The following is an 18,436-nucleotide window of genomic DNA, read 5'->3' on the forward strand; positions in this document are numbered from 1 at the left end:
TACAGTTACGCTTCCTGTTCTTTCTTGGCTTCCTCGATGACCTTCTGCTGGACGTTGCCGGGAGCTTCCTCATAGCGCACGAACTTGCACGAGAAGGAGCCGCGGCCCTGCGTCATGGAGCGCAGGTCGATCGTGTAGGAGCCCATCTCGGCCATCGGGACTTCCGCCTCGACGGTCTGCATGCCGTCCTCCGCCGTCATGCCGAGCACGGTGCCGCGGCGCTTGGAGGAGATGTCGGACATGATGTCGCCCAGATTGGCGTCCGGGATGGTGACTTTCAGCAGGCCGATCGGCTCAAGAATGGTCGGCTTCGCCTTCGGAATGCCGTCCTGATAGGCCAGGCGGGCAGCCGTCTGGAACGCCATATCGTTGGAGTCGACCGGGTGGTAGGAGCCGTCGTACAGCACGGCCTTCAGGCCGACGAGCGGGTAGCCGGCGAGCACGCCCTTCTGCACGGCGTTGCGCAGGCCCTTTTCGACGGACGGGAAGAAGTTTTTCGGCACGCTGCCGCCAAAGACTTCTTCTTCAAAGATCATGTCATCGGACTCGTCCTGAGGCTCAAAGCGGATCCAGACGTCGCCGAACTGGCCGCTGCCGCCGGACTGCTTCTTGTGGCGGCCGTGGGCCTCGACCTTGCCCTTGATCTTCTCACGGTAAGCGACGCGGGCGGGCTTGAGCTCGGTCTCGACGCCGAAGCGGCTCTTGAGCTTGGCGCACAGGACGTCGACCTGAATGTCGCCGGCGCCGGAGATGACCATCTGGTGGGTCTCGGCGTTGTTGACGAGCGTGAAGGAGATGTCCTCCTCGTTCAGGCGGGCGAGGCCGGAAGCAACCTTGTCGTCCTGGCCCTTGGTCTTGGGGCTGATGGCCATGGAGTAGCAGGGCTCTGCCAGCTCGATGGCGGGCAGCTCGACCTCGTGCTTCGGGTCGCAGACGGTGTCGCCGGTTTTCCACTCCATCTTGCCGATGGCCACGATGTCGCCGCAGCAGGCTTCCTTGACCTCGGTGTTCTTCTTGCCGCACATGGTGTACATGCGGCCGAGCTTATCGGTGCTGCTCATGCGCACGTTGCGCAGAGACAGATCGGACGTGACCTTGCCGGAGAGCACCTTGATGAAGGAGTACTTGCCGAACTGGTCGGAAATGGTCTTGAACACGAACGCGCACACCGGGCCGTTCGGGTCGATGGCGAGCTTGCCGCCGTCAGCCGTGGCGACCTCACCGACCTCGGCCGGGTTGGGCACGTAATCCACGATCGCCTGCAGCACGGCCTCGGTGCCGATGCCGCTGTCAGCGGCGCCGCAGAGCACGGGGAACACGGTGCGGTCCTTCAGACCCTGACGCAGGCCCTTGACGGTGTCCTCCTCGGAGAGCATCATGTCCTCGAAGTATTTCTCCATGAGTTCCTCGTCCGCACCGGCGGCCGTCTCAAAGAGCGTCTCGCGCAGCGACTCGACCATGTCGGCGTCGGCGGCGGGAACGGCGACCTTCGCGGTCTTGTTGCCATTGGTCTGGTAAGCCACGTTGTGCACCAGATCGATGACACCGGTGCCGTCGCTCATCGGCGCGGTCACGGCGCAGACGGCGCTGCCGTGCTTTTCCTGCAGGGCGGAGAGGACGGCGGCAAAATCGCCGTGATCTTCATTCGTCTTGGAGACGTAGAACATGCAGGGCATGTTGGCGTTTTTGAGGTATTTCCAGCTGCGCTCAGCGCCGACGGCGATGCCGTCTTTCGCAGTGCAGAAGATTATGCCGGCCTCGACGGCGCGCAGGGCGCACATCACGTCGCCCGCGAAGTCGAAAAAGCCCGGGCAGTCGAGCACGTTGATCTTGCAGCCGCCGAAGTTGACCGGCGCGATGCTGGTCGAGATCGTGATCTGGCGCTTGATCTCTTCGGGATCGTAATCACAGACGGTGTTGCCGTCGGCCGTCTTGCCCTGACGGTCGATCGCGCCCGTCATATACAGCATGCTCTCGGCGAGTGTGGTCTTACCGCTGCCGCCATGGCCGAGCAGGCACACATTGCGGATATTCTTGGTTTCGTAGCTCATGTAGTGTACTCTCCTTATATATAGACTATCCAAAATTCCTAACTCCGGAAATGGTGGTGTGCTGCACACACACGACTATAAAAGTATACACGATTTCAAAACTCTTGGCAATCATAAATATGAAAACTCAGCGTTTCAGGCTGAAATTCAGCAAAATGACCGGAACGAGCCACAGGCCCATGTACACCAAGAGGTTGCCGACGGTGGCGGAATCGAACGCGCTGATGGCGCACAGGGCAAACATCAGCACGACGCCGATGACCGTGCACAGCAGGGCGAGAATGACGCAGATGCGCACAGTGGAGTAGAGCTGGCGGCCGAGCGCGGCGACGCTCACGAGCGGGCCGAGCCCGTCGCGCGCCACGATGCCGGCGGTCTGCGTATAGTCCGACGGCTGCGCGGACGACATGGCATAGCGCTTGGAGTAGGCCGGAAAATCAAAACCGTCGGTCGACATTTTGAACTTCTGGCCGAGCATCAGCGGCGTGATGTTGAAATCCCGCACGGCGAAGATCGGCGCGATCTTCGTGCGCAGCAGGGCGAAGAGTGCGTTCTGCACGGACTGCACCGGTACATACTTGATCTTGAAAAAGCCGACGAGCAGGCCGTTGATCGACACGTAGACGGCATCTTTCATGCTGCGCGCCTCTGTCAGGCGCACGCCCCTGAGGTTCATGAATGCGGAGCTTCCGACGAGCACTTCCTCGCCGTTGATGATGGCGGTCAGGCCGCCGCTTTCGTTGCAGGCGAAATCTTCAAGCGGCATGAGCGCGCAGTCGTTGCGCTGCATGAGATCGGTAAATACGGGGGCAAGGCAGCTGCCGGATGAGACGATCACGCTGCCGGCATAGGTGATGACCTTGCCCGGGAACGCGCCGCCCAGGATGCGGATGGATTCGATCGAGATGTTGCGCGCAGTGAACAGATCCTTATCCGTGACGATCAGGTGCTTGCTGCGGCCAATATCGCTTGCGCCGCTCCACCCGGCGATGGCGCTGCCGGTGCGGGCGAGCTTGCGCGCGGCGGTCCGGAACGGGACGGCGAAGGCCACGAGCGCCGCAAACGGCGCGCACGGCGCGGTGACGGCGGCAAACACGTGCAGGATGTTGGCATAATTACCGCTGAGGATCGTGGCGAGCAGGCCGAGAATGACGGACGCCGCGATCAGATACGGCGCGAGCGAGGCATAGATCGTGTCGGCCGGGCCGGCCTCCTCGCTGCGGTGGATGAAGCCCGCGGTGTCGCGCTTGGACTTGAGCACGGTGATGCTGTCCTTGACGACCTCGCTGTCTGCGCTGACGGTGTAGGGATCGGTGTCGACCGCGAGCGCGCGGAACGTGGACTTGAAGCCGCGGCAGGCGTTCAGTGCGCTCCACAGGCAGCAGGCCACGGCAAACGCGGACACGGCGCAAAACGGCAGGCCGACGGCGTCCGAGCCTGTGATGGCCAGCACGACCGCATCGAGCGCGGAAAAGACGCAGTTGAGAAACACGAGCGATTCCAGTCCCGGCGTGCGGCGCACGAGGTTGAAAAAGCCGTTCGTGATGACATCCAGGCCGATGAGCATGACGGTCAGCTGCATCATCAGGCACACGAGCGCCGCGACGGACGGGCTGCTCCTGAGCACGCCGAACACCGGCAGGCCGAGCGAGATGTAGATCAGCGGAAGGCACACGAGCATGGCCGCCCGGCAGCGGAAACGCAGGGATTTGACCTGTCCGCCGTAGTATTTTGCGGCGGTTTCGGCGTCCGGCTCCGGGCCGAGATCCTCCTCGGCATTGGCCGAGGCGTGCACGGAGCTGTTATGCTCCCGGATACGGTAAGCCACGGCGGCAAGCCGCGCCATGAGCGGGTTGAGCACCGCGTCCTGAAAGCTGCGGTGCGCGGGACGGCCCGCGCCGTCGTCCGCGGCGTAGTCACCGGCGCGGGCGTAGGATGTGCCGCCGGCCGCGCTGTCGTTCATGCCTTCTTCCGTCACGGCCTGAAACACGCGCGTCGGCTCTTCCGGTTCGGGTTCGGGGTCATACAGCCCCTCCGGAACTTCCGGCGGGGGGGAGACGGGGATCGCCGTGTCTTCCGCCGGGGGCTCCTCCTCCGGCTCCACCGGCTCGTCCGGCACGACCTCCGAGAGCTTCGAGGCGAAATGCTTCAGCCCCGAGATGCCTTTTTTGGCCAGACGTTTGGCATTGGCCTTCGTCTCGTTCCATTTTTCGACCTCTTCTTCGGTCGCGTGGTCGCGCTGGCGCTTTGGCTGGTAGCGCTTGACGTCGTGATCCTCGTGCGGGGGCGTATCGGCAGCGGACGCTGCTGCCTCCGGGGCAGCGGCCTCCAATGCGCTGTCGAGCTCGGCGGACATGAGAATGTCTTCGGCCTCAGCGTCCTCGGCCTCTTCCTCTTCGATCATTTCCGCCGTGACGGGCCGGCTGCGATAGGCCGGCTGCGGACGGGGCGCGGGCGCGTCCGTCTGAAAATCTTTATATTCGTCCAAAATGGATTCCAGGGAGTATTCTTCTGCATCCAGGTCAAAAGAAACGTCCTCTGGCGAGCGATCAAATTGGTCCATATGGTCAACTCCTTTTAATAGCGTAGGGGGTGCGGGCGCTCAGCTCCGCTGGCGCAGCGCCTCATAGAGCAGCACGGCCGCGGCCGCGGATGCGTTGAGCGAGGAGATCTGCCCGCGCAGCGGGATGCTGACGAGAAAGTCACACTTTTCCCGCACCAGCCGGCTGATGCCGGTGCCCTCCGACCCGATGACGATGCAGGCCGGGCCGGTCAGATCCGTTTTCCACAGCTCGTTTGCGCCCTCGGCGGCAGTGCCGTAGATCCAGAGACCGTTTTTCTTGAGCGTCTCGATCGCGGCGGCGAGATTCGGCACACGCGCGACGGCCATGTGCTCGAGCGCGCCGGCAGAGGTCTTGTCCACGACGGCGGTCAGGCCCGCGCTGCGGCGCTTTGGGATGATGACGCCGTGCGCGCCGACGCACTCGGCCGTGCGGATGATGGCGCCGAGGTTGTGCGGATCGGAGATCTCGTCGCACAGCACGAGAAGCGGCGCCTCGCCGCGCTCGGCCGCGATGGCGAGCATATCCTCGATCGTGCTGTATTCCTTGACGGCGCACAGCGCGATCACGCCCTGATGCGCGTGCGTCTGGCTCATGGCGTCGAGCTTGCGGCGGTCGGCCTCCGTGACGACGATGCCGGCGCTGCGCGCCTTCGAGGCGATGTGCCCGAGCGTCTTGTCTACGTCGCCCTTGGCGATGAAGATCTTGTCGATCGTACGGCCCGCGCGCAGGGCCTCCATGACCGCGTTGCGGCCCTCGATCAGATCGTTGCGCGCTTCATTTTCAAATTCCTGTATTTGTTCCATGATATACCTATACCTTACGACATAATAATACAGATATCATCATACCACACGATCGCCCATTTAGAAAGCACAAATTACGATTCCGGATATTTTTTTATGGACTTTGCGGTTTTAAGAAGGTATCATGGACATACGTTGTATTTACGGAGGAACCCAATGAGAAAACTGATGAACAAAATCGACCGGTTTTGCTATGCGCACCCGCGTTTTGGCATTCCGAACCTGATGCTGATCATCGTCATCGGCAACGCGGCCGTCTGGCTGCTGACGAAAATGGACACGACCGGGCAGATCGCCTCGCTGTTGTGCGGCTCGGCGCAGGGCATCCTGCACGGGCAGGTCTGGCGCCTGGTGACGTATGTGTTCGTGCCGACGGAGGCCAGCCCCATCTGGCTGCTGGTGATGCTGTATTTTTACTACTGGATCGGTTCGTGCCTCGAACGCGAGTGGGGCAACGGCAAATTCACGATCTATTACGTGAGCGGCATGCTGCTCACGGCGATCTACGGCGTGGTGCTCTCGGCCATCCTCGGGCGCGACGTGATCGTCTCGACCACGTACCTGAACCTGTCGATGTTTTTTGCCTTTGCCACGCTCTATCCGGATATGCAGGTGCTGCTGTTTTTCATCATCCCGATCAAAGTGAAGTATCTGGCATATGTGGACGCGGCGCTGTTCGTGCTCGGCGTCGTCACGACGTCGTTCCCGCTGAACCTGCTGCCGGTGGTGGCGGTGCTCAACTATCTGGTCTACTGCGGCGACTGGCTGTTTGACTTTTTCCGCCCGTCGCACGTGCGCCAGCGGCAGAAAACGGTGAACTTCAAGCGCGAGGCCCGGCGCATCCAGCGCGAGCAGGCAAACAAGCCTTATCACTATAAATGCGCCGTCTGCGGCCGCACGGATGTGGATCATCCGGAGCTGGAGTTTCGCTACTGCTCGCGCTGCGTGGGCTACCACTGCTTCTGCCAGGATCACATCAACAACCATGTCCATTTCACGGAGTGACCGCCATGCAGACCAGAGAAATGAAACGGGAATATGAAGTCGCGGTGCTCGATCCGGCGGGCAACGTCACGGCCATCGTGCTCTCGGACGTGCTGGCCGCGGAGCGCGCGCGCATCGCGGCACAGCTGCTGCGCCTGCCGGAGCTGCGCATTGAACAGGCCGCTTTTCTGACCGCGCCGCGCTGCGGCGGGGAGATCCGGCTGGAGATGATGGGCGGTGAATTTTGCGGCAACGCCCTGCGCTGCGCGGGGTTTTATCACGCGTTGCGCACCGGCGCGCAGGGGAAAACCTGCGTTCTTGCCGAGATCAGCGGGGCGGAAGGCGTTCAGCCGGTCATGGCGGACACAGCGGCGGGGGAGGCGTCCACGGTGATGCCGCTGCCGCGCGCGGTGCAGCCGGCCGATTGGCCGGACGTGCAGGCCGTGCGCGTGACATTCGACGGCATCACGCACTTTGTCATGGATCGCGCGCAGCCGGACGATGCGCTCGTGCAGCGTGCCATTGCCGCCGCGCCGGAGGCGAGCGCCGTCGGCGCGCTGTTTCTCGACCGGGCGGCCGGCAGCATGCAGCCGGTCGTGTTCGTGCGTGAGACCGGCTCGTGCGTCGCGGAGACGAGCTGCGCCTCCGGCAGCGTCGCCACGGCCGTCGTGCTCACGGCGGACTTTGCCGACGGCATTACGGAGATCGGCATCGGCCAGCCGGGCGGCACGCTCGAGGTCGGCGTGCAGCGCGCCCACGGCGCGGTGACGGGGCTGTCCATCGGCGGCCCGGTGCGTCTGGCGCAGACGCTGACCGTTACCCTGGCGGACGCGCCGTGTTAATTCGTAAACTATGCTTGCATATTCGCGCACAATCATGTAGCATATTGCTAGATATTGCGCAGGAAACGGTACATAAAGTATCAAAAACTGCTGTTTATGGAGAGGAGAATGTGTGATGAAATGTCCCCGCTGCGGTCATGAAATGACGCTCGATACCCATCGGAAGTATGCGCTGAATATGTGCTATGAGTGCGGCTATATCGAAGGCCGCCTGATCGACCCCGAGAAGAAGGGCGAGTCGAACTTTGAGCGCATGAAGAAGCTCAATTTCAACGAAATGGTCGCGTTCCTGACCAAGGGCCTGAACCTGGACGAGGCCAAGCTGGCCGACTGGCTGGACGACGAGGTCAAGTGACCCGCACCACCGCATTTTGCACGCCGTACCCGATCGCGGGTGCGGCGTGTTTCTGCGCTGGACGAATGCGGCAGATCGCCGAGAATTTTCTTGACACGCTGTGAGCGCCATTGTATAATGCCAAGTGCGTGGATATGTGTCTGCTTTTGTGGCGCACTTTTCTTTTTTTTGTGGCAGTTTGACGTATCTAACATCGAAGAGCTAGTCGGGATCATGCACGCCCGGTCGGTGCAGATACGCCGGAGCGCGCTTTTCTTTTCCGCAAGAGTTAGATTGCTCTAATTTAAATTAGATGAATCTAACTTAAACTTCGCAACGAATCATTTGGAGGAAACATTCATGCAGCAATTATTCAAACGAATGCTGTCGGTGCTCCTTGCGGTCGCCGTTTTGCTGTCGCTGACGGTGACGGCGTTTGCGGCCGACGACGGCGCGGACGCGGCGCTCACGGCGGCGGATTATGCCGCTGCGGACGCGCTGTTCAACGCGCTCGAGGACGTGGAGCAGACGGCGGCGCGGCGGGATGCATCCGCAGACGGGCGCACACAGGCCATCTGCGACTATCTCAACGCGCAGGACGCGGTCGTGCCCGGCTCGGTCGAGACGAGCGGCGAACGGATCAACTGGATGACGGAGCAGGGCATCGCCTGTGCCTATTCTCCGCGTCTGGAGCAGATCGCGGCGGCGGCGGAGCCCACGGCTGACGATACGCCCGATGTGCAGACGCGCTCCTACGCCGCGCGCGGCACGCAGCACGGGCGCGATGTGTACCTGTTCCAGCCGTACTACGGCGTTGACCGCAGCTTCACCGAGCAGTACCAGAAGGAGGCCCAGCGCGTGGCGCAGGCGTCCGAGGGTATCTATCACTACTATAAAGGTGATGCGGCGACGATCGACGCCGTTGCGGACGCGATCACGGACGGCGGCGTTGTCTTCTTCGACTCGCACGGCTCGACAGATTACGAAAACGGCGAGGACTACACCTCCGGCGCCACGACGTCTTACCTCTGCCTGCAGACGGGCGACGGCCTGACCAAGGCGGATTATGACGGCGGGCACGCCGTTTACAGCAGCACGAGCGGCAGCATGAAATATTTCCTCGTGGACGGCACGGTCATTGCCGACCACATGGACGCCGACGCGCAGGCCAACAACGGCCTGCTCTGGATGGCGATCTGCCTCGGCATGGCGACCGACGGCCTGGAAAAGCCGCTCATGGACCGCGGCCTCGGCGCCGTTTATGGTTACAGCCAGTCGGTCACATTTGTCGGCGACTATACGTTTGAGGCTGTGTTCTTTGACAGCCTGCTCGGCGGCAGCACCGTCGCCGAGGCGATCACGGACATGAAGACGGCCTGCGGCGCATGGGACTGCTCGCCGCAGATCTGCCAGGCCAACGGCATGTCCGCCAACTATCAGATGACGACGCTGGAGGAGGCGCAGCGCGGCCGCGCCGCATTCCCGATCGTCGTCTCCGCGGATGATACCTATCCCGGCCACGGCAATGTCGATGCGCTGCAGGATGTCAACTCCGGCTGGGCGCTGCTCGACCGCTACGCACTGACGGCGGACACCGACACGCCGGAGCACGGCTCCGTGACGCAGCGGGGCATGACCGTCACGGCCAATGCCAACACCGGCTATTATGCCTCCGGCTACACCGTCACGCCCGAGGGCGCGGCGACCGTGCTGCAGAACGGCAATACCTTCCGCATTTCCGCACTGCGGCAGGACTGCAAGGTGACGATCCACTTTGCTGCCAAGACGCCGGCGGCCGTGCACTTCTCCGTGCCGGACGGCGTGACGCAGCCGGATGTCGCCGGTTATATCGGCGATCCGATCACACTCCCGCAGCCGACGGGCACGCCCACGGCTGACGCACAGGATTATCACTTCGTCGGCTGGACGACCGAGCCGGTCGAGACCCCGGCCGTGAGCGCGCAGGTGCTCCGCGCGGGTGAGCGCTATGATGTCACAGGTGCGGAGACAACGCTCTACGCGCTCTATCAATACTTTGCCACGCCGGATGGGCGGACGCCTGCGTTCTCCACTGTCACGGCGGACACGGATGACTGGAGCGGGACGTATGTCCTGCGCGGCGGTGACAGCGTCCTGCACTGTGACGGCACCGTTTACGGGGCGGCGCTTGGCAGCACCGCTGCTGCCGTGCCGCTTGCCAATACCGGCATCACCGTGGACGCGGACGGAAATGTCTCCGGCGTTTTCGGCACGTATACCGTGCAGATCACGCGCGTGCCCGGGACGGAACAGTATACCATCCGGCTCGGCGGCGCAATGTCATCGCTGTATCTGGCCTGCCGCTCGAACAGCGACCAGCTCAATTCCGACGTGGACGGCAGCAGCAGCTATGCCCGCTGGCTCATCAGCTGGAAGGATGGCCGCGTTGTCATTCAAAATGCACGCTTCATGGCGCGCAGCCTGCAGTTCTGCGCGGATAAGCAGTATTTCCGCTGCGTGCGCAGCACGGAGACCCCGCTGACGCTCTATCGCGGCGAGACCAGCGGCCTGTGGTACACCACACAGCTGCAGTCGGCCCATGAGCACCAGTATGTGGAGTCCGCCCGTCGGGCGGCGACCTGCACGGAGCCCGGATGGGTGGAATATGCCTGCACCGTCTGCGGCGGCACCTATCGTGACACGCTCGCCCCGCTCGGCCATGCATTTCATGACAAGGCTTCCGCCGCCTGCGCGCAGGAAGCGACCTGCACCGAGCCTGCGCAGTATTACGTGCAGTGCGACCGCTGCGATGCCGTCAGTGAGACGCTGACGGTCGCGGCCGGCGATTCGCTCGGCCACAGCTATCAAAACGGCGTCTGCGTCCGCTGCGGCGCGCTGATGCCGGTCACGCCGTTCGACGACGTGCCGGATGACGCCTATTACACCGAAGCCGTCTATTGGGCCAAGCGCTGCGGCATCACGAACGGCGTCAGCAGCACCTGCTTTGCCCCGAACGCGACGTGCACGCGCGCGCAGAGCGTGACCTTCCTCTGGAACGCCGCCGGCAAACCGGAACCGAGTTCCCTGACCGTCCCGTTTACGGACGTGTCGGCGGATGCTTACTACTACAAAGCCCTGTGCTGGGCGGTCGAACGCAAGATCACCAACGGCACGAGCGGCACGACCTTCTCCCCGAACGGCATCGTGACGCGCGCACAGGCGGTGACGATGATGTGGCGCGCCGCCGGCAGCCCGGAGGTCGCCGCGGATCAGACGTTCACGGACGTTCCGGCAAATGCGTATTACGCGGCCGCAGTGCGCTGGGCCGCCGCCAATAAGATCACGACGGGCACGGGCAACAACTGCTTTTCGCCCGCGGCCCCCTGCATTCGCGCGCAGATCGTGACGCTTTTGTACAATCAACTGCATGCATGATATGCCGGGACCGACCGGCGGAAAGGGAAGGTGAGGCCGCACACAGATCCGCTGAATGCACAAACAATATACATATCATATTTTTTCAGGAGGTAATGACCAACCCATGAACAAGGCAATCACCAAACGGCTCCTGTCCCTGGTGCTGCTGGTGGTCATGCTCGTCGGCTGCGCGCTCCCGGCCTATGCCGCGGACACCGGCGCGAGCGGCGATCTGACCGCAGTGTATGCCCAGGAGGGCACGAGCTACAAGGACGGTGTCTATGAGGGCACCGGAAAGGGCTTCAAAAATGGCGAGATCAAGGTCAAAGTGACCATCACCGACGGCAAGATCGCCAAGGTGGAACTCGTCAGCCAGGAAAAGCAGAGCTATTGGGAAACTATGAATGTCGCCTCGCTCTTTGACGATATCGTCAAGGCCAACGGCACCGAGATCGACGGTGTTTCCGGCGCGACCATGAGCAGCAACGGCGTCAAAGCCGCGGTCAACGACGCGCTGAGCAAGGCGCTCGTCACCGAGCCGGAGCAGCCGGACACCGGCATCTTTGCCGCCGGCATCGGCGCGAAGTCTGACCCGTATCTGATCCGCACGGTCGACCAGATCAAGGCGTTCGCGGCCTCGGTCAACGGTGGTGAGACCTACGCGAGCCAGTATGTTACGCTCGACGCCGATCTCGACCTCACCGGCGAGAGCTGGACGCCGATCGGCGGCGACAGCGGCAGCTTCAACGGCATCTTCAACGGCGACAACCACACGATCGCCGGCCTGACCATCGGCACGAAAGCCGAGCCCGCCGCGTATGAGTATGCCAGCCTCTTCGGCCTTGTCGGCAAGGGCGGTGCGATCCGCAACCTGGGCGTCAAGGATGCGTTCATCAACAACAAGACCACGGATGAAGACCCTGCAGTCGCCATTCTGGCGGCCGGCACCGGCGACAGCAGCGTGATCGACGGCTGCTGGGTCAGCGGCACGATCATCAGCGATGCGGCCGGTGACAACAACTACACCTACGTCGGCGGTGTCGTCGGCAATAACGGCGGCAAGAGCCTGGTGTGCAACACCTGGGCGGACGTGCAGATCGTGGCCAAGGGCAGCGATACCGGCGCGGGCGGGATCGTCGGCTGGACGAGCAACGATTCCGCGGTCATCAACTGCGCGGCGTTCGGCACGATCGGCAACTACTGCGAAGGCTCCATGATGTACGGCGCAGGCGGCATTGTCGGCTACAGCTGCGGCGCGATCTACGCCTGCTACTCCGACGTGACCCTGCACATGGACGCCATGTCCGATGCGGGCGACGGTTCCGATGTCCCCATCGGCGGCATCGCCGGCGCGCCGGCGTATTGCACGGCCGCTTACCGCTGCTGGTTCAACGCCGACGCGGCGCAGACCTATTATAACGATGAAGCGGTGGCAGAGCCGGTCGCGGTCGGCTATTCCACGCTCAGCTACTCGGTCAGCGACCAGGAAGAGTGCGCCGGTCTGACGTCGGCGGAGCTCACCTCCGGCGTGCTGGAGACGAATCTTGCCGACGCGCTCACGGAGGAAAAGCTTGCCGATGCGCAGGCGTATTTCTCCAGCAAGGCCGTCGGCCTGCTGGGCAACGGCGTTACGATGAACAGCCTGCTGAGCATGAGTGAAAACGGCTGGAACAGCTGGCAGGTCGAAAACGGCCGCCTGCTGCCGACCGGTGAGGGCAGCAATCAGCCTGTCGATCCGAGCGACTTCTTCGCCGGCGGCGAGGGCACGCAGGCTGACCCCTACCGCATCGAGACTGAGGCGCAGCTGCGCGGTTTCGCTGAGGCCACCCAGAACGGCAAGCTCAGCACCACGAACCTGTACATCCGGCTCGATGCCGATATCGCGCTCTCGGATGAGCCGTGGACGCCGATCGCCAAGTTCGGCGGCAGCTTTGACGGCGACGGCCACACCGTTTCCGGCATGACCATCGGCACGAGCGCGCAGCCGTCGGATCGCACCAGCGCCGGTTTCTTCGAGACGCTGGCAAACGGCGCGTCGGTCAGCAACCTCAAGCTGACGGACGTTTCGGTCAACGTCGTGCGCACGGGCAGCAGCCTGGATGATACCGTCTATGCCGGCGGCCTGATCGCCGGCGGCCAGACCATGGGCGCCGACGTCCGCATCGACAACTGCTCGGTCACGGGCGGTACCATTTCCGCGTCCTCCGGCATGCACGTGTACGCGGGCGGCCTCGCTGCCAGACTCGGCGGCACCAACTACGTTACCAACTGCTACACGGATATCGACGTCGCGGCCACCAGCAGCAAGTATGTTGCCAACGCGGCCGGCCTTGTTGGCACGTTCGGCAGCAGCAGCTTCGTCGGCAACTGTGCCGCGCTCGGCGATGTCACCGCCAGCGGCAACAGCCTGCAGTATAACCGCACCAGAGCGGGCGGCCTGCTGGCCTCGGCCCCGTTCCTGACGGAAAACTGCTACGCGGCCGGCAGCGTCACTCTGACGAATGCCAGCAGCGACTATGACGCCTATGCCGGCATGCTCATCGGCGAGCAGAGCGGCAGTGCCGTCGTGGACAGCCACTACAGCAGCAAGGCGGTGCTCACCGTCAACGGCGAGAGCAAGGACCTCATCGCGGTCGGCAAGACGCCTGACAGCTGGTACAGCGGCATCAACTACAACAAGATCACGGCGCAGGACGACGTTACGAACGACGCCTTTGCCGCCGTTATGAACCAGGGCATCTCCACCGAGGGCCTCGCCGCGACGGATGAATACCTCATCAACAGCGGCAAGTTCTCCGGCTACACGGCCGCGGGCCTTGCGGCCATGCGTCCGGCGGTCTGGCAGAGCTGGGGCGCTGCCGACGGCAAAGTCCTGCTCGGCGTGAAGGCCGAGAGCATCTTTGCCTCCGGCACCGGCACCAAGGCCGATCCCTTCGTCATCAAGACGGAGGCGCAGCTGCGCGCATTTGCCGCCTCCACCACCGGCGACAACGCGGTCGACTACGCGGGCCAGTATGTCGCGCTCGACGCGGACATCACCCTCAACGGTGCGTGGACGCCCATCCACTACTTCGCCGGTAACTTTGACGGCCGCAACCACACCGTCTCCGGCGTGCGCATCGGCACCGAGCTCGCGCCGCTCGAGCAGAAAAGCGTCGGCTTCTTCGACGTGCTGGCAAACGGCGCCACGCTCTCGAACCTGAACCTGACCAACGTTGCAGTGTACGGCAAAATCACCGCTGACTATGAACGTCCGTTCGTCGGCGGTCTCGTCGGCGGTAACCTCGGCATGGGCAAGAATGCGCGCATCGATCACTGCTCCGTCGTGGGCGGCATCGTCAGCACGGAGGGCAAGCAGTGGGCGTATGGCGGCGGCCTGACCGCATCGCTCTACCTCGATGCTTACCTCACCAACTCCTGGACGGATGTGACCGTGCAGGTCAAATCCACCGAAGGCCTGTGCTCGGCCGGCGGCCTCGTTGCCACGAACTCCAACGGCAGTATGATCGCCAACTGCGCCGCCCTCGGCGACGTGACGGCCATTTCGGGCTATACGACCTCTTCCAAGGTAAGCGCCTCCGTCGGCGGTCTCGTCGGCCAGGCGACCGGTCTGTTCCACAACTGCTACGCAGCCGGCAATGTTGCACTGACGATGGCCATCACGCCGGATGAACCGGCCGTGGGCAGCCTTATCGGCCAGATGTCCACGGGCCGCAGCTACAACGGCATCGTGACCGACTGCTACTATAACAGCAAGGCTACCGTGTCTGTCAACGGCACGTCCGGCAGCGCGACCGCCATCGGCGATCTCGTCAGCGGCGACACGAACAACGTCGCCGGTGTGGACACCTCCAGCGCCGCCTTTGTCGACACCATGAACCACGGCCTGACGGCCGAGGGCCTCGCCGCCACGGACAAGTTCCTCACGAGCGACGACATCGACTTCACGACCGACATGCTCATTGCCATGCGTCCCGCCGCGTGGTACGGCTGGGAAGCGCGCGACGGCAAGACCGTGCTCGGCGCGGACGTCTTTGTCCAGCCCGACGCGCCGGTGCTCGACTTCTTCGAGAGCGGCTCCGGCACGGAGGCCGACCCCTGGGTCATCCAGAACCCTGACCAGCTCAAGGCGTTTGCGGCTTCGTTTGCCAAGACGGATTACTCCGGCAAATACATCGTCCTCGGCGCGGACATCGACCTCGCAGGCGAAGCCTGGACGCCGATCGGCCACCTGGCCAACGGCACGCAGGCCTTCCGCGGCAGCTTCGACGGCCAGGGCCACAAGATCTCCAACATGGCCATCGGCAGCAAGACCGCCCCGGTCAGTGCGGAGCAGCGCGTGTACTTCGGCCTGTTCGCAGCGCTCATGAACGGCTCCGTTGTGGAAAACCTCGGCATGGAGAACGTCAGCATCCACCTCATGGCCGATAAGGAGTCCGCCATCGGCGGCGCGCTGGCCGGCTGCTGCGACCTTGCCATCATCAACAACTGCTGGGCGACCGGTGACATCACCGTGCGCACCGAAGACGGCGAGTACAAAAACAACAGCTTTACCGGCGGCCTGATCGGCTACAGCCAGCGCAGCTACATCCTCAACTCCTGGACCGACGTCACGCTCGATGCCTTCTGCAAGACGGCCAACGCCGAGGCCGGCGGCATCACTGCCATGAACGCCTACGGCATGATCGTTAACTGCTACACGTTCGGCGATATCTCCGGTGAGACCGACCGCGAGAACGTGGACGACGGCGGCGTGACCTACCTCGGCGGCATCGCAGGCTGCCAGGCCGGTACCATCGCTAACTGCTACACCACCAGCAACTGCACCTCCCGCAGCTGGACGCGCTATGTCGGCGCCATCGCCGGTATGGCCACCGCCATCAGCGAGAGCTACGACTCCTACTTCAGCGACGGCGCGCAGCTGACCATCAAGGATCAGACATTCGACCCGCCGGTCGCGTTCGGCAGCCAGGTCCCGTCCGGCTACAATGAGGACGGCGAATTCATGAGCGGCTCGTTCGTCAGCAACGTCGAGGCGCTCCCGGCAGCGGACATGACCGCGCAGGCACTCGCCGACAAGCTCAACGGCAACTTCGGCGCGTTCCCGATCTCGGAGGACGACCTGCCCGCCGCGCTGCGCACCTGGACGCTTCAGGACGGCGCCGTCGTGTTCGGCACCGACAACGCAAACATCACCTATGTCCCGGTCGAGCGCCCGGATCCGAGCATCAACTACGATTACAAGGACGGCATCTACTACGGCCGCGACGCGAACAAGAAGGTCATCGTGCGCATCACAGTGGCCGACAAGAAGATCGTCTCCGCCGAGGTCGTCGCCCCGGCCGACTTTGACGCTGCCAACAGCGAGAGCATTCTCGCGGCGCTGCTCAAAGACCAGACCGTGAAGAACGCCTCCGACGGTACGAGCGATGACCAGACGCTCAAAGCGGCGCTGTCCGTCGCCGTCAACAAGGCGCTGCTCGGCGATACGAGCACCTATGATCCTGCCGATCCGTCCTCCATCTTCGCGGGCGGCACCGGCACGCAGAACGATCCATATCAGATCGCAACGGCGGCGCAGCTGCGCGCCTTTGCCGCGGCGGTCAACGCCGATGAGCACTTCGACGGTGAGTACATCGTGCTCACGGCCGATATCGACCTCGGCGACGCCCAGTGGATGCCGGTCGGCAGCGCGGGCGGCCACTACTTTGCCGGTATCTTCGACGGGCAGAACCACTGCATCCGCGGCATGAAGATCGGCACGCAGGAAACGCCTGCGGACTATGTTTCCGCCGGCCTGTTCGCCTGCATTGACGGCGCAGTCGTGCGCAATCTCGCCGTGGCGGATGCGGAGATCTACATCGCGCGTCTGGATGCCGTGCGTACCTATGCCGGCATCATCGCCGGTGTCACCGACAACAGCGAGACCGGCGCCGGAGCCGTCATCAACAACTGCACCGTCTCCGGTACGATCTACAACAAGTCCGTTGACTGGAGCCAGAACGGCGGCATCACGGCCTACTGCTACAACAGCATGATCCTCAACTGCGGCGCGCAGGTCGACATTACGTCGATCTCGACCGGCGGCACGGCGCTCGCCGGCGGCATTGTCGGCCAGGACGGCTTTGCCATCGTCGCCAACAACTATGCCCGCGGCAGCATCTATGCCGAGGCCGGTGTCAACTCCGCCACCATCGGCGGCATCGCCGGCATGCAGGCCGGTGTGGCCGGCAACAACTACGCCGACGTGAAGCTGGTGTCCAAGAACGCCACCGGCGATATCGGCGGCATCACCGGCCGCAACACCGCCATCGGCACGATCATCTACGGCTACTTCAACAAGGAGCAGGAGCAGCGCTCCGGCAACTCGGTCATCGCCGAGCCCAAGGCGGTCGGTGAGAACGTGACCATGCTCGGCAACACCGGCGTTGTCAAGGAGACCGCCGGCATGACCGCGGCGGAGCTCCGCAGTGAGGCCTTCCGCGACCTGCTCAACGACAACCAGTGCGAGGATAAGGAATTGCGCACGGCACTTGCCCAGGGCATTTCCGACTTTGACATCGTGGTGCGCGAAGCCAAGCTCACGATCGACAGCTGGGTGCTCGACGGCATCGTCCGCCAGGGCAATGCGCCGACGATCCCCGTGCTGCAGTCTGCGGCCGCTCCGGTCATCGACCCGAACGGCGGCACCTTCACCGGCAAACAGACGGTCACCATCACCTGTGCGACCGAGGGCGCGCGCATCTACTACACGCTCGACGGCAGCGACCCGACGGCCGACAGCACGCTCTACACCGGCGCGTTCACGCTCACGGAGTCCGCAACGGTCAAGGCCATCGCCGTCAAGGACGGCTGCACGGCCAGCGAGATCATCACGGCAGCGTTCACGAAGGACAAGCCCGCCATCGTCTTTGTCGATGTGGCGGAGGACGCCTGGTACTACGACGCCGTCCAGTGGGCCGCAGATGCGGGTGTCACGAACGGCACGAGCAAGGATCATTTCTCGCCCGATATGAGCTGCACCCGCGCGCAGGCGGTCATGTTCCTGTGGAACGCCGCCGGCAAGCCGACGCCCAAGTCGATGAACAATCCGTTCGTGGACGTCTCGGAGGATGCCTACTACTATCAGGCGGTGCTCTGGGCCGTGGGCGAGGGCATCACGAACGGCACGGATGACCATCACTTCAGTCCCAACCTGACTGCGAACCGTGCGCAGTGCGTCACGTTCCTGTACCGCTATGTCGGCGCTCCGGCTGTGGAGAACAAGACGACGTTTGCCGACGTCCCGGCAACGGCTTACTATGCCGATGCCGTGGCGTGGGCTGCGGCCGAGGGCGTTACGAACGGCACGAGCAGCACGACCTTCAGCCCGCTGATGAACTGCACACGTGCGCATATGGTGCGCTTCCTGTATAACTACTTCGCCAAGTGAGCCGCACCCGGTAACGCACATACCAAAACC

8 protein-coding genes are annotated in these 18,436 nt (G+C 63.4%); 5 read left to right on the top strand and 3 right to left on the bottom strand.

Features of this window, described 5'->3' with window-relative positions; translation table 11 throughout:
- Positions 1-5: 5 nt before the first annotated feature.
- From OGM61_06290 to rlmB, 3 genes are all read right to left on the bottom strand, one after another.
- Entirely contained in the window at positions 6-2,051 is a 2,046-nt protein-coding gene (locus tag OGM61_06290) for an elongation factor G (protein UYI83476.1), read from the bottom strand.
- A 127-nt stretch (positions 2,052-2,178) separates the two neighbouring features.
- Entirely contained in the window at positions 2,179-4,614 is a 2,436-nt protein-coding gene (locus OGM61_06295; protein UYI83477.1) for a hypothetical protein, read from the bottom strand.
- Positions 4,615-4,653: 39 nt separating this feature from the next.
- Positions 4,654-5,418, bottom strand: coding sequence for a 23S rRNA (guanosine(2251)-2'-O)-methyltransferase RlmB (gene rlmB, locus OGM61_06300; protein UYI83478.1), 765 nt, complete (start codon positions 5,416-5,418; stop codon positions 4,654-4,656).
- 156 nt (positions 5,419-5,574) lie between these two features.
- On the opposite strand from rlmB, the gene OGM61_06305 reads away from it, so the two are divergent.
- The 5 genes from OGM61_06305 to OGM61_06325 all read left to right on the top strand — a co-directional run bounded on the left by OGM61_06305 (position 5,575) and on the right by OGM61_06325 (position 18,406).
- Positions 5,575-6,423, top strand: a complete 849-nt coding sequence (locus OGM61_06305) for a rhomboid family intramembrane serine protease (protein UYI83479.1) — start codon at positions 5,575-5,577, stop codon at positions 6,421-6,423.
- Positions 6,424-6,428: 5 nt separating this feature from the next.
- Positions 6,429-7,244, top strand: a complete 816-nt coding sequence (locus tag OGM61_06310; protein ID UYI83480.1) for a hypothetical protein — start codon at positions 6,429-6,431, stop codon at positions 7,242-7,244.
- Positions 7,245-7,359: 115 nt separating this feature from the next.
- Positions 7,360-7,599 carry a hypothetical protein gene (locus OGM61_06315; protein ID UYI83481.1) on the top strand — a complete coding sequence of 80 codons (240 nt, stop codon included), beginning with the start codon at positions 7,360-7,362 and terminating at the stop codon, positions 7,597-7,599.
- Between the two features lie 339 nt (positions 7,600-7,938).
- A complete protein-coding gene (locus tag OGM61_06320) occupies positions 7,939-10,992 on the top strand; it encodes an S-layer homology domain-containing protein (GenBank protein UYI83482.1) in 3,054 nt (1,017 codons plus the stop codon).
- Between the two features lie 106 nt (positions 10,993-11,098).
- Complete coding sequence (locus OGM61_06325) at positions 11,099-18,406, top strand: S-layer homology domain-containing protein (GenBank protein ID UYI83483.1); 7,308 nt, start codon at positions 11,099-11,101, stop codon at positions 18,404-18,406.
- Positions 18,407-18,436: the final 30 nt, after the last annotated feature.

The organism is Clostridiales bacterium, from assembly GCA_025757645.1.
Classification (GTDB): Bacteria; Bacillota; Clostridia; order Oscillospirales; family Oscillospiraceae; genus CAG-103.